Below are 12,376 nucleotides of genomic sequence, written 5' to 3' on the forward strand. Positions count from 1 at the left end.
GCCTCCTGTGCTAAGGATAGCTTTAGTGTAGCTCGATTGAGCCTGTACAGCAGTGATATATTTCACAGCTTGTATGATGAATGTCACTTACCGGAAGGATGACTGCATTTATAATGAAATAAAAAAGGAGGGTTTCGATGAAGGTGCTTGTTCCGAAGCAGCACGGCGCATGGGCCATGCTGCTGATTCCATTTTTACTCGGGATGGTCAAGGGCGGTCCCGTTCTCTGGCATATTCCGCTCTTCCTAGGCTGGCTTTTCCTTTACTTGGCGGTTTATCCCATTACGCTCGCCTTGAAAAGGAAACAACTCAAGCCCTATCAAAAGTGGATATATGCTTACGGTTTTCCGGCTTGCTGCTTTTTGATGATTTCTGTCTTTCATAAGCCGCCGCTCATCTGGATCGGCGTTACTTTAGTGCCGCTGTTCCTCATCCATATGTATTTTGCCCGCCGAAAAAACGAACGAGCACTGATGAATGATATTGCGGGAGTCTTGTTTTTTTGTTCGGGCGGGCTTGCGAGCTGCTGGCTGGGGACGGGAATTCTTGACGGCTGGGCTTGGTTTATTCTCTCTCAATCTGCTTTATTTTTTATCGGGAGTTCCTTTTATGTGAAGTCGGTCATCCGGGAGAAAAGAAACAGAGGATTTGCATACTGGTCATGGGGCTATCACCTGCTGCTCCCTTTTTTATCCGCTCTTCTCGGAGCAGGATGGGCATTTCTTGCTTTTATCCCAAGCAGCTTGCGGGCATGGTTTTTTCATGGAAGAGATTGGCCCGCGAAAACGATCGGCATACTGGAAATCGTGAATGCCGGCTTCTTTTTTGCCGTCATGTGCATATTCATCACAAGATAAAAAAACAAGGACAGCGGTGTCCTTGTTTTTTAGTCAATATTACAAATCTCCAGCGGACAATTTTCACACTCGATCTCGCATCGCAAATAGTCCAGCTTGTGCAAAATAATTTTTCCGGATTCGTCTATTGAAATGACCCCTTGTTTTCGGAGATCTCCCAGCATACGGTTTACACTTTCTCTTGCCGCCGCGCAAAACTTTGCCAAATCCTGATTTGTCAGCACAATGTTAATCAGAATACCGTCGCTTCGCTCCACCCCATAGCTGTTTGATAAGCGGATAAGGGTGGAGTAGAGCGCTCCCTTTTTGCCGTGAAGAAGCAGATCCCTGATTTTGGACTGGATTTTCCGGAGGTGGGAGCTCATCCATTTCATAAATTCAAATGTCAAAGCACCGTTTTGGATTAATTCCTTTTCCAGCTTGTTCTTATTAATGACGAGCACCTCGCCATCCTCCAGCACTTTTGCACTGAGCATATACCTTGGCTCCTCGGTGAAAAGTGTTAATTCACCGACAATATCATGCTTTTGGCAGATTCTAAGCGTCAGGTCTTTTCCGTCAGATGTCAGCTTGCCGATTTCAATGAGTCCTGATTGGATCAGATAAAGCTCCTCTGCATCCATTCCTTCCCGAAACAAATACGTGTGTTTTTCCATTTTTCTTTTCGTGCTGATTGATTCCAGCAATTCATGGAGATCGCTGGAGATCAAATCACTATCAGATGGTCGAACAGAGAGAAAATTCATGAGCTCACCTCGAAGAAAGTCACGTTGCGTATGTTTATTGTAACGTGACTTGATTTGCACTCACCCAGAAAAAACTAACAATCTTGTGAATGGATTATTATGAATCAAGACTCTGACTGTTTCTCTCCGTGTGCGTTTTCATTTTTTCCTGCCAATACATCCATATGACAAGGACAAAGCTGGCTAACGCTACTTCAGAAAGCGCCATAAAACCGATCGCGTATTGGCCTGTTGCCTGAAATACACTCGCCAAAATCAGCGGAGGGAAAAATCCTCCTAATCCGCCCATGGCAGACACAATACCATTTGCAATACCCGCTTGCTTCGAAAAATAGAAAGGCACGAGTTTAAAAACGGTCCCGTTTCCTATACCTGAGCAGACCGCCACCGTTAATGTTCCAAACGTATAAAGGCCGATCGTCGGTGAGAACGATAAGATAATGCCTGATAATGTAAGTCCAGCAAAAACGACCATCAGGATGCGAAGCGGGCTTATTTTATCAGCCAGAAATCCGCCTGCAGGCCTGAGCAGCGTTGATACGGCAATAAAGCCAGCCGTCCGCAAACCGGCATCCGCCGGACTCAGTCCAAAATGCTCTGCCAGAAAGTTCGGCAGATAGATAGTGAAGGCGACAAAAGCGCCAAACGTAATAAAATAAAACAGGCTCAAAAACCACAGCACATGATTTCGGTAAACGGCCTTGATTTGAGTTTTCACGGAAACATTTACTTTCTTCTCATGCCGATCACCGAACAAAACGTGCAGCAACGCGAAAACCGCCAGCAAAACCAGATACATCTGGACAGTTGCTTTCCATCCCGCAGCTTGAGCGATTACCGGCGCGGCAAATGTGGTAATCGCGGTTCCAATGTTTCCGGCTCCGTAAATCCCGTTGACGACACCGTGCTTTTCTTTCGGGTAATATTTCGGAAGGGATGTCACCCCAATGGAGAACACCGCTCCCCCGATCCCTAAGAAAAAACCGCCTGCGATTAAATCAAATAGTGAGTTTGCGATACTGATCCAAAACACAGGAAACAAAAGCAAGATGAAACTGATCATAAACATCAGCCGCGCGCCAAACCTGTTCGTTAAATACCCTAAAGGAATGCGGAGAAGCGACCCGAGGATAACGGGAATCGCCGTCACCAAAGAGATCTCGCCTTTGCTCAAATGAATATCTAATGTGATTTGAGAAATGAGTGATGAAATCAGCACCCACACCATAAATCCTGCCACTAAGCTTAATGACTGTAACGATAATTGAATGTGTTGACGGTTGATCATTCGGCTTGCCCCTTTCAATGATTCAATATCAGTCTTATCATACAAAAACCCGGCAAACAGGATTGTGAAATACATCACACGTTCTACCCATAAAAAAAGGACAAAGCCCGAAGACTTTGTCCTTTCGTCATCATTACATTTTTTCCGGAGCCGATACGCCGATCAGCTGAAGCGCATTGTTCAGCGTAATTTGCGTTGCCTTCATTAAAGCGAGGCGCGCGCGGCTTTTCTCTTCATTTTCTGGATCGATGACTTTCTCCGCGTTGTAGAAGCTGTGCAGAGCAGAAGCCAGATCATAAATATAGTTTGTGACACGGTGCGGAATTCGTTTTTCCGCCGCTTCCGCCACTGCCTCAGGGAAGCCGCCGATCGTTTTCAGCAGGTCATATTCTTTTTCTGATTGAATAGGGCTGAAATCAAGATCCGCCGCCGGCTTAAGCCCCTGCTCTTCTCCTTGGCGAAGCATGCTGCAAATACGGGCATGTGCGTATTGTGCATAATACACAGGGTTGTCGTTAGATGTTGATACAGCAAGATCTAAGTCAAAATCCATATGCGTATCAGCACTGCGCATCGCGAAGAAGTAACGCACGGCATCCAAGCCGACTTCTTCAATCAGATCGCGCATCGTTACCGCTTTACCCGTCCGTTTGCTCATTTTCATTTTCTCGCCGTTTTTGTAAAGGTGAACGAGCTGAATGATTTCCACTTCAAGCGTTCCTTTTTCATAACCAAGCGCTTCGATTGCCGCTTTCATACGCGGGATATAGCCGTGGTGATCGGCGCCCCATACGTTGATCAGCTTATCAAAGCCGCGGTCAAGCTTGTCCTTATGGTACGCGATATCAGGAAGCAGGTACGTGTACGTGCCGTCCTTCTTGATCAATACGCGGTCTTTATCATCGCCGAACGTCGTGGAGCGGAACCAAGTCGCACCGTCTTCTTCATAGACATGGCCTGTTTCTCGAAGTGCTTCAAGCGCCGTGTCGATTTTGCCGTTTTGGTACAGTGACGTTTCGGAATACCACACATCAAATGGCACACGGAAGTTTTCCAAGTCCTTGCGCAGCTTTTCCAGCTCGTATTTCAGGCCGTATTCACGGAAGAATGCGAGGCGTTCGCTTTCCTCTTCGTTGACGAATCGGTCGCCGTATTCCTCAGCGAGACGCTTTCCGATCGCAATGATATCCTCGCCGCGGTAGCCGTCCTCCGGCATCGGTTTTTCCAAGCCGAGCGCTTCAAAGTAACGAACTTCGACAGAAAGCGCCAAGTTGTTGATTTGGTTTCCGGCATCGTTAATGTAGTATTCGCGGCTCACATCGTAACCCGCTTTTGACAGCACATTGCACAGAGAATCACCGACAGCCGCACCGCGGGCATGGCCAAGGTGAAGGTCTCCCGTCGGATTTGCTGATACGAATTCCACTTGAACGCGTTCACCGTTTCCGATGTTCGTTTCCCCATATGCTTCCCCAGCTTCCAATACAGATGGAATCAGCTTCGTTAAATATTGATTATTCATATAGAAATTGATAAAACCCGGGCCGGCGATATCGAGCTTTTCGATTGAAGCCTTTCCTTTATCAAAGGAAGCGACAATCTCTTCAGCAATTTGGCGCGGCGCTTTTTTTGCGATTCTGGCAAGCTGCATCGCCATATTTGTTGAATAATCTCCGTGTGTTTTATCTTTCGGTGTTTCTAAAACGACATTAGGAATCTGGCTTTCTTCAGCCAGTCCCGCTTTCAGAACGGCCGCTTTGATTTCTTCTTTCAGCACGTCCTTCATTTGTTCCGCAATGTTCATGCGTGAGTTCCTCCCTCATACGTGATCGTCATATTATGTAAATGCTGCTGCTCGTCTCCGACATGCATGTCATATGCGATGCTGATTCGGCCTTTTTCTTCACCGAGATCAGATTGAATTGATTTTGTGCTTGTTTCCAGCTCAAGCTCACCAAATGACATTTTATATTTCGCAATTGTGGAAGCTCCCGTTATGAAACGCTGATTCATTTTAACAGCGCCTGACCTCATGATCAGGACTTCGCCTTCGCTCACCTTCACAATCGTTTTTACTTTGCCTAGGTCGTGTTCTTCATAATAAGATAGATACACTTTTTGTTGTTTTACATGGTAAAATCCGGTAGTGCGGAATTCGATGACTTCCTCATTTCCGTCATCTTCGATCACAGACTTCACATGGAGTGTTATCGGTGTCTCTTGCTTCATTTTGACACGTCCTTTTCATCATTCCACTTTGACTTGAATAGTATAATCATTCAGTTTGTAAACTTCAACTGCTTCTATCTTACCATCATTGCTCATTAGATTTGAAGATAAACCTCATAAAAAGCAGTTCCTTATGAGAAGAGAAAATCATATCACTAATTGCCCAGAATAAATGTTACATTTTTCTGAAATCTATCTTTTTGAATTCACATTTTCTTCAAAATATATGTATTGAAATGGTAATTTAATAGTTTTATGATAAAAGCACAACGTAGATCTGCTAGAAAAAACAAAAAAGGGAGGATTCAATTATGAAAAAAGCTATTATTGTAGAAAACAAAGGTTGTGCAACATGCTCGATCGGAGCTGTTTGTCTAGTGGACGGTCCTATCCCTGATTTTGAAGTTGCCGGTGCAACAGGTCTATTCGGTCTTTGGGGATAAGGTTCTCCAACAAGGGCATAGTTATTTCTACTATGCCCTTTTAAGTAAATTACAATTTTTAACTAAAATCTACCTCTTGGTTATACATACACAATTGTTTTTCATTTGAATCACATGTATAGGGGATGGTATTTTGTTTATAGAGCAGATGTTTCCATTTATTAATGAAAGTGTAAGAGTTCACCAGCTTCCTGAGGGCGGCGTGTTAGAAATCGACTACTTGCGCGATAATGTCTCCATTTCAGACTTTGAGTACTTGGATCTTAACAAAACGGCTTACGAGCTTTGCATGCGAATGGATGGGCAAAAAACGGCTGAGCAAATTTTAGCGGAGCAATGCGCGGTGTACGATGAATCACCGGAAGACCACAAGGACTGGTATTACGACATGCTCAACATGCTCCTCAACAAACAGGTCATCCAGCTTGGAAATCAGGCCGGCCGCCACACCATCACCACGAGCGGAAGCAATGAGTTTCCGATGCCGCTGCACGCCACCTTTGAGCTGACACACCGCTGCAATTTGAAATGCGCCCACTGTTATTTGGAAAGCTCACCGGAAGCGCTCGGCACCGTGCCGATTGAGCAGTTCAAGAAAACGGCTGATATGCTGTTTGACAACGGTGTATTGACTTGCGAAATCACGGGCGGTGAAATCTTTGTCCATCCGAATGCAAATGAGATTCTTGACTATGTGTGTAAAAAATTCAAAAAGGTCGCTGTCTTAACGAACGGAACACTCATGCGAAAAGAGAGCCTGGAGCTTTTGAAAGCGTACAAGCAAAAAATCATCGTCGGCATTTCTCTCGATAGTGTGAATTCCGAAGTCCACGACTCCTTTAGAGGGAGAAAAGGCTCTTTTGCCCAAACTTGTAAAACGATAAAATTGTTGAGTGACCACGGTATATTTGTCAGAGTCGCTATGTCCGTTTTCGAAAAAAACATGTGGGAAATCCATGATATGGCCCGGAAGGTTCGGGATCTCGGGGCGAAGGCGTTCTCTTACAATTGGGTTGACGATTTCGGAAGAGGCAGAGATATCATCCACCCCACAAAAGATGCCGAGCAGCACCGCAAGTTTATGGCATACGAGCAACATGTCATTGATGAGTTTAGCGATCTGATTCCGATTATCCCTTATGAGAGAAAACGCGCGGCCAATTGCGGCGCCGGCTGGAAGTCTATCGTTATCAGCCCGTTTGGAGAAGTACGTCCGTGCGCGCTCTTTCCGAAGGAATTTTCATTGGGAAATATTTTTCATGATTCCTATGAGAGCATCTTTAACTCCCCTCTCGTCCATAAACTGTGGCAAGCGCAGGCGCCGCGGTTCAGCGAGCATTGCATGAAAGACAAATGCCCGTTCAGCGGCTATTGCGGAGGCTGTTACTTAAAAGGGCTGAACTCTAACAAATATCACCGGAAAAATATTTGCTCCTGGGCGAAAAATGAACAATTAGAAGACGTGGTCCAGCTTATTTAGGAGGGAAACGCTTTGTCACCATCACAAAGAAGAATTTTACTGTATATCCTTTCATTTATTTTTGTCATCGGCGCAGTCGTCTATTTTGTCAAAAGCGATTATTTATTTACGCTGATTTTCATTGCCATTGCCATTCTTTTCGGGATGCGCGCGCGGAAGGCTGACTCGCGATGAGCATTTTGGATATACACGATGTATCCGTTTGGTATGAACGGGACAACGTCATCTTAGAACATGTGGATTTACAGTTAGAAAAAGGCGCTGTTTACGGATTGCTTGGGGTGAACGGCGCCGGAAAAACGACCTTGATTAATACGCTGACAGGGGTCAACCGTAATTTCAGCGGGCGCTTTACACTGTGCGGCATTGAGGCTAATGCCGGCATGCCGCAGAAAACATCAGATCAGCTGAAGACTCAACGATACTTCGCCGCCGATTATCCGTTGTTGTTTACAGAAATTACGGCGAAGGACTATGTGTCTTTCGTCCATTCGCTTTATCAAAAGGACTTTTCAGAGCAGCAGTTTGCCAGTTTGGCCGAGGCCTTTCATTTTTCAACATACATCAATAGAAGAATTTCAGAGCTGTCCTTGGGGAACAGGCAAAAGGTTGTGTTGATGACAGGCTTATTGCTGCGCGCTCCCCTGTTTATTTTGGATGAGCCGCTCGTCGGTTTGGATGTGGAATCGATAGAGGTCTTTTATCAGAAAATGCGCGAGTACTGCGAGGCAGGCGGAACCATTTTGTTTTCTTCCCATCTGCTTGATGTCGTGCAGCGATTTTGTGATTATGCGGCCATCCTTCACAACAAACAGATCCAAAAAGTCATTCCGATTGGAGAGGACACCGATTTGCGGCGGGAATTTTTCGAGGTGATCGGCCATGAGTAACCTATTTCCCACCATGTCTCTGCTGTTCAAACAGCTGTACAGCCGGCAAGGGAAAAAGGACGTCATCCGCATTGCCGCAGGGCTTACGATTCTGGCCGTATTTGAAATTGGGCTGATCCGCCAAGCCGACATTGACGAATCGGTGCTGGGAAAAACGTATATCATACTTGCACTTCTTTTGATGAACGCGTATATGGTGTTTCTTTCCGTGACATCACAATGGAAGGAATCTTATATGAAGCTGAGCTGCCAGCTGCCGATTTCTTCACGGCGCTTTTGGCTCGCTCAGAGTGTCGTTCTGTTTGTCGACACCTGTTTGAGAAGAACGTTATTCTTTTTTATTTTACCGCTGTTCTTATTTGGAAACGGAACGCTGTCTGGGGCGCAAACATTGGTTTGGCTCGGCAGGTTTTCGTTTTTTACCGTTTACTCAATTATTTTCGGAGTTGTGCTAAGCAACCATATCGTCAAAAAGAAGAACTGGATGTTTCTGCTGCATGCGGCAATATTCGCCTGTGTATGCCTCAGCGCCGCTTTTGCGCCGGCGATCACGATCCCGCTATGCGCTGTGCACATGCTGTGGGCGGTGATGATTGACTTTCCTGTCTTTCTGCAGGCGCCTCCGCAGCAGAGTAAGATGCATTCTTTTTTGCGAAGATCTGAATTTTCGTTTTATAAAAGAGAATGGAACCGATTCATCTCCTCTAAAGCGATGCTGTTAAATTACGTGGTGATGGCGGCGTTCAGCGGCTTCTTTTCGTTTCAGATGATGAAGACCGGCATCTTCAATCAGCAAGTGATTTATATTGTGGTTTCCGCCCTTTTGCTGATCTGCTCGCCGATCGCTCTTTTGTACTCGATTGAAAAAAACGACCGGATGCTGCTCATCACACTTCCGATTAAACCGAGAACGATGTTTTGGGCGAAATATCGCTTTTATTCTGGCCTGTTGGCAGGCGGATTTCTCCTTGTCGCTGTCATTGTGGGCTTTATCAGCGGCCGGCCGATTTCGGCCCTCACTTTTGTGCAGTGCATGGAATTGCTGCTGGGGGGAGCGTTTATCCGGTTAACCGCGGATGAAAAAAGGCCGTCCTTCAGCTGGCAGACGGAGCAGCAGCTCTGGAGCGGTTTTTCAAAATATCGGTCTTATCTGTTTTGTCTTCCCCTATTCATAGCCACGTTAGCCGGCGCCGCTGTCTCCTTGGCGGTTATTCCGATTGCCGGGCTGATCATAGTCTATTACCTGCAAAAACAGGATGGTGGTTTCTTTGATACAAGCAAAAGAGAACGGCTTGGAAGTTAACCTGCTGAAGACTCATCAATTTTCAACAATCTCAATCGCCGCGAGCTTTCTGAAGCCAATCGAAAGCGCGGCGGAGCCTGAAGAAGAAACAATCTATTTTTACGGCGCGGCCGCACATCTGAAGCAGCAAATCATCGACGCTTTCGGTTATGCGGCCGGCAGCCGCTTCATGTATTCAGCGAATCTCTTTTTTGACCAGCAGCTGAAAACTTGCGGAACCCGTTTGATTCACCCGTTATATGACAAGAATCTTCATGTTGATGCCCTGATAAAAACATTTGCAGACATGTCCTTCCCTTCTTCTCTTGCAGCCGATGCTGTTGAAAAGGCAAAGGATGAACTGCTGCTCAAAATCGAAAAGAAATTCACTGACCCCTTCTCTTACTCAGCAGCACGCTTGGCGGAAGAGGCCTTCGGAAACCCGATGTACGGCACTGCCATGTTTGGGCGAAAAGACAGGATACAAGCAATCCACCCTCACCGGTTTTTAGATGCAGCTGACTTCATCGTTGATTTATTGTCGCAGCATAAACAGCTGAACATATTGGGACAGATACAAGCATGTGATATCCCGAAGCAAACAGCACAAGCGACCTCTGTGACAGCCGGAAGGATCCTCGTGAACCGGCAGTTTTTTGAAACAGAGACACGCAGTGCAGCAGGCCCTTCTGTCTTGACACTCGGATTCGACTGCGGGGAGATGAAAAATGCCAGCGATTATATCAAAATCCAGCTGATAGACGGATTACTCGGAAAGTATGGACATTCCGCTTTATTCAAGCATTTCCGCGAGAAGGACCTGGCAGTCTATCACGTCATCACCCGTTATGACGTCATGAACAATCTGCTGCTTGTTTCTATATGTACGGATCAGCTTCATGAAAAGGAGATTCCCCCGCGCGTTTTGGAAGCTGTCTCACATTTTCAAGTGAATGAGCGGGAACTAGAACAAGCCAAGCAATTTTTACGCAATGAAATGCTGCTGCAGTTTGATTCTCCCGAAGGGCTTTTGTCCTATATGGGGATCCTGCGCCGCTTCTCCTGCACGAAAGAAGACTTGCTGGACGGCATCTCGGTGGTGACATGCCGTGATGTAATGCAATTCATAGCGACTATCCATTATATCGGAGCTCATGTAGTAAGGGGATGAAGAGATGGACAAGAAAGCTTTTTTTCAGCATCTGGATGAACGAACCGATATCAAATACACAGACAGCGGGCTGAAAATATTCAGATTGAAATTCCCCCGCTCCCATCTGCGGCTGTGTAATGTGAAAATTGATTTTGGAAGCCGTGATGTCTGCGTACGGTCAGAGTGCGGTGACACGCTGCTCCCGTATGGCACAGCGCATTTTTTGGAGCATCTTCTCTTCTGGCATAACGGCCGCAATCTGTACAGTGATTTTTTTGCGCACGGTGCGCTTTTAAACGCGTTCACCACCTACACCGATACCAATTTCATGTTTACCTCATTGCCGGATCGGCTCAGACAGACGATCCCCATCCTGCTGGATGCGTTATGGAACCACTCATTTGATAAGAAAATGATCACTCAGGAAAAAGCTGTGATTACAAGCGAAATTCAAACAGCACTCCTCAATCATCAGCTCTCTTACCATTATCAGCTGATCAGCATGCTTTCTCCCGCCTCACCTGCCGCCGTCTTCCCCGCGGGCAGAACCGAGGACATTGAGGCGCTGGACATTCGCGATTTACAGAAAGCCTACAAGGCCGCCTATCAGCCCCAGCGGATGACCCTGTTTTTGCTCGGAGGCTCAGAAGACACGGAAGACCTTTTGCCTCCCCGCTTTCGAATAGAAAAGCGTCCAGATCATATAGCAAATAGAACAATCATCTCCGCATGCCCTCCACCAGCTCTTTCACAAAATATAGTGCTGGGTGATGAGGAGCAGATGGAAAACACATGGACCGGGATGCAGATCGGCGCACTTCCCGGGCAAAACGATCTGTTGACGGCAAAGCTTTATTGGGACATTGCGTCTCGAATTTTATTTCAATTAGATTCACCGTTTTTTCAGGAGATTCAGCAAACATACCGTCTGGAAATCGATCGCTTGTCAGCCGAGGCTCACCTTTATGAGGATGGCGGTTTTTTGATCCTACACAGTCAAGGAGCGCATTCTTCAGCTTATATCGATGTTGCTTCCTACTACGTCAAACAGCGGAAAGAACAGATTGCGGACTGGCTTCAATACGGCAAGGATTCTTTGACGGACGCCATCATCTATGACAGCGATTATGTGCGTAAGTGCTTCGAATGGGCAGCCGAGTGTGACCGGTGCAAGTGTTCATTTCTCGACATGTACGGCATCATTCACGAAATGGATACCCGGGATTTCTTATTTCTCATTGATGCGTTGGCATCCTCCAACAAAGCGGTCATTCACGTTTCTCAGAAAGAGGCGATCGGACAATGAAAAAAGGCACTGTCTTTACCATGTTATTGATGCTTGCAGGTATGGCGGCATATTCCTTCGGCTGGGTTCAGGCCGTCGCCGAAGCCGCTGCCCAATATGTACAAATGATTGATAACGATGCTGTGCGGCTCGGTCTGCTGGCTTGTATCGCTTCCGTCCTGATGCTGCCCGCTTTTCTCTATCTTCACTATGTCACCCAATCCGTGAAAAACATGACAGCAGCTTTTCAGAAACTCACACAGTCTCATCAAAGCTGCTGCGACTTCCAGCAACATAGATTGTGCAGCAGCTATGCCAACGATGTCAAAGCGCTGCGTAACAGCTATAAAAACGTCCGCCAAACATACGTGATGGCTGCTGTATTATGCCAAGTCATCATATTCGGATGCATGTTCGAAATCGTCAAGGCCGTCCCTTTCCGCTTTCACACGCCCCTTTCCGTATCAATGGGCCTCGCGGTGTTACTGATTTTGTATTTATTGTATTTTATGCGGACGTACTTGCTGCAGCTTTTCCAGCATGGCAGCCTGTTCAAAAAAGTGCTTGCGGGAGCGCTGACAGGAGCCGGGGTCTGGTGGATGCTCAGTTTCACCATAAGTGAACTGCTGTTTTTGATCATCCTGGCTGCCATCCAGCAGATCGGCTCATTTATTTATAAACGATTTTCTTATCGCAGCACCGCTTCTCTCGATCTATGAAATC

Annotated in this window: 13 protein-coding genes; 9 read left to right on the plus strand and 4 right to left on the minus strand. The window is 46.4% G+C overall.

What is annotated here, in order from left to right:
• Positions 1–137 precede the first annotated feature (137 nt).
• The gene (locus G4P54_RS19275; RefSeq protein WP_167873559.1) at positions 138–857 is read left to right on the plus strand and encodes a YwiC-like family protein; all 720 of its coding nucleotides are present in this window, start codon (positions 138–140) and stop codon (positions 855–857) included.
• 29 nt (positions 858–886) lie between these two features.
• Here the strand turns inward: G4P54_RS19275 and fnr are convergent, their stop codons facing one another.
• From fnr to G4P54_RS19295, 4 genes are all read right to left on the minus strand, one after another.
• The gene (gene fnr / locus G4P54_RS19280; RefSeq protein ID WP_024713845.1) at positions 887–1,603 is read right to left on the minus strand and encodes a fumarate/nitrate reduction transcriptional regulator Fnr; all 717 of its coding nucleotides are present in this window, start codon (positions 1,601–1,603) and stop codon (positions 887–889) included.
• A 97-nt stretch (positions 1,604–1,700) separates the two neighbouring features.
• Positions 1,701–2,891, minus strand: a complete 1,191-nt coding sequence (gene narK / locus G4P54_RS19285; RefSeq protein ID WP_167873922.1) for a nitrate transporter NarK — start codon at positions 2,889–2,891, stop codon at positions 1,701–1,703.
• 133 nt (positions 2,892–3,024) lie between these two features.
• A complete protein-coding gene (gene argS, locus G4P54_RS19290) occupies positions 3,025–4,695 on the minus strand; it encodes an arginine--tRNA ligase (RefSeq protein ID WP_167873560.1) in 1,671 nt (556 codons plus the stop codon).
• Positions 4,692–5,120, minus strand: a complete 429-nt coding sequence (locus G4P54_RS19295) for a YwiB family protein (RefSeq protein WP_167873561.1) — start codon at positions 5,118–5,120, stop codon at positions 4,692–4,694. The genes argS and G4P54_RS19295 overlap by 4 nt, the downstream gene beginning before the upstream one ends.
• Positions 5,121–5,431: 311 nt before the next feature.
• Here G4P54_RS19295 and G4P54_RS19300 point away from each other — a divergent pair, with 311 nt between their 5' ends.
• The 8 genes from G4P54_RS19300 to G4P54_RS19335 all read left to right on the plus strand — a co-directional run bounded on the left by G4P54_RS19300 (position 5,432) and on the right by G4P54_RS19335 (position 12,372).
• The gene (locus G4P54_RS19300; RefSeq protein ID WP_024713849.1) at positions 5,432–5,563 is read left to right on the plus strand and encodes a subtilosin A family bacteriocin; all 132 of its coding nucleotides are present in this window, start codon (positions 5,432–5,434) and stop codon (positions 5,561–5,563) included.
• Positions 5,564–5,696: 133 nt separating this feature from the next.
• Positions 5,697–7,043, plus strand: a complete 1,347-nt coding sequence (gene albA, locus G4P54_RS19305) for a subtilosin maturase AlbA (protein WP_167873562.1) — start codon at positions 5,697–5,699, stop codon at positions 7,041–7,043.
• A 12-nt stretch (positions 7,044–7,055) separates the two neighbouring features.
• A complete protein-coding gene (albB, locus tag G4P54_RS19310) occupies positions 7,056–7,217 on the plus strand; it encodes an antilisterial bacteriocin subtilosin biosynthesis protein AlbB (protein WP_024713851.1) in 162 nt (53 codons plus the stop codon).
• Positions 7,214–7,933, plus strand: coding sequence for an ABC transporter ATP-binding protein (locus G4P54_RS19315; RefSeq protein WP_167873563.1), 720 nt, complete (start codon positions 7,214–7,216; stop codon positions 7,931–7,933). Before albB ends, G4P54_RS19315 begins: the two co-directional genes overlap by 4 nt.
• A complete protein-coding gene (locus tag G4P54_RS19320) occupies positions 7,926–9,236 on the plus strand; it encodes a bacteriocin biosynthesis protein AlbD (RefSeq protein ID WP_167873564.1) in 1,311 nt (436 codons plus the stop codon). The genes G4P54_RS19315 and G4P54_RS19320 overlap by 8 nt, the downstream gene beginning before the upstream one ends.
• Positions 9,226–10,386 carry an insulinase family protein gene (locus tag G4P54_RS19325; protein WP_167873923.1) on the plus strand — a complete coding sequence of 387 codons (1,161 nt, stop codon included), beginning with the start codon at positions 9,226–9,228 and terminating at the stop codon, positions 10,384–10,386. The genes G4P54_RS19320 and G4P54_RS19325 overlap by 11 nt, the downstream gene beginning before the upstream one ends.
• A 4-nt stretch (positions 10,387–10,390) precedes the next feature.
• A complete protein-coding gene (locus G4P54_RS19330; protein WP_167873565.1) occupies positions 10,391–11,674 on the plus strand; it encodes a M16 family metallopeptidase in 1,284 nt (427 codons plus the stop codon).
• Complete coding sequence (locus G4P54_RS19335; RefSeq protein ID WP_167873566.1) at positions 11,671–12,372, plus strand: bacteriocin biosynthesis protein AlbG; 702 nt, start codon at positions 11,671–11,673, stop codon at positions 12,370–12,372. Before G4P54_RS19330 ends, G4P54_RS19335 begins: the two co-directional genes overlap by 4 nt.
• Positions 12,373–12,376 lie beyond the last annotated feature (4 nt).

This window comes from Bacillus tequilensis (genome assembly GCF_012225885.1).
GTDB classification, from domain to species: domain Bacteria; phylum Bacillota; class Bacilli; order Bacillales; family Bacillaceae; genus Bacillus; species Bacillus tequilensis.

Excerpts from the sequence above, each read along its gene's own strand:
- G4P54_RS19300 (WP_024713849.1), top strand. The coding sequence starts at position 5,432 with ATGAAAAAAGCTATTATTGTAGAAAACAAAGGTTGTGCAACATGCTCG.
- G4P54_RS19315 (WP_167873563.1), top strand. The coding sequence starts at position 7,214 with ATGAGCATTTTGGATATACACGATGTATCCGTTTGGTATGAACGGGAC.
- argS (WP_167873560.1), bottom strand. The coding sequence starts at position 4,695 with ATGAACATTGCGGAACAAATGAAGGACGTGCTGAAAGAAGAAATCAAA.
- narK (WP_167873922.1), bottom strand. The coding sequence starts at position 2,891 with ATGATCAACCGTCAACACATTCAATTATCGTTACAGTCATTAAGCTTA.
- G4P54_RS19320 (WP_167873564.1), top strand. The coding sequence starts at position 7,926 with ATGAGTAACCTATTTCCCACCATGTCTCTGCTGTTCAAACAGCTGTAC.
- fnr (WP_024713845.1), bottom strand. The coding sequence starts at position 1,603 with ATGAATTTTCTCTCTGTTCGACCATCTGATAGTGATTTGATCTCCAGC.
- G4P54_RS19335 (WP_167873566.1), top strand. The coding sequence starts at position 11,671 with ATGAAAAAAGGCACTGTCTTTACCATGTTATTGATGCTTGCAGGTATG.
- G4P54_RS19275 (WP_167873559.1), top strand. The coding sequence starts at position 138 with ATGAAGGTGCTTGTTCCGAAGCAGCACGGCGCATGGGCCATGCTGCTG.
- G4P54_RS19295 (WP_167873561.1), bottom strand. The coding sequence starts at position 5,120 with ATGAAGCAAGAGACACCGATAACACTCCATGTGAAGTCTGTGATCGAA.
- G4P54_RS19330 (WP_167873565.1), top strand. The coding sequence starts at position 10,391 with ATGGACAAGAAAGCTTTTTTTCAGCATCTGGATGAACGAACCGATATC.